A 230-nucleotide genomic window follows, 5' to 3' on the forward strand; every position below is an offset into this window, starting at 1 on the left:
CGCGGCCTGACCGCCCCGCGCATCGGCGCCGCGTCAGCGGGCCGCGGCCATGAAGCGCGCGACGTCGGGATCGACCCGGATGTCGCTCGGGCGCAGCGGCCGGCGGAGGTACAGCCCGTCGATGGAGGTCAGCCGCGACAGGGCCACGTACGTCTGCCCGGGCGCGAACGCCCCCGAGCCGAGGTCGATGACCGCCCGGTCGTAGCTCTTGCCCTGCGACTTGTGGATCG

At 74.8% G+C, this 230-nt stretch carries 1 pseudogene; it reads right to left on the minus strand.

Annotated features, from left to right (window positions below):
• Positions 1-33 precede the first annotated feature (33 nt).
• Positions 34-230 (minus strand): annotated as a pseudogene (locus ASG00_RS16955) (helicase C-terminal domain-containing protein); the annotation flags it as partial.

Source organism: Microbacterium sp. Leaf351 (genome assembly GCF_001423825.1).
Classification (GTDB): Bacteria; Actinomycetota; Actinomycetes; order Actinomycetales; family Microbacteriaceae; genus Microbacterium; species Microbacterium ginsengisoli.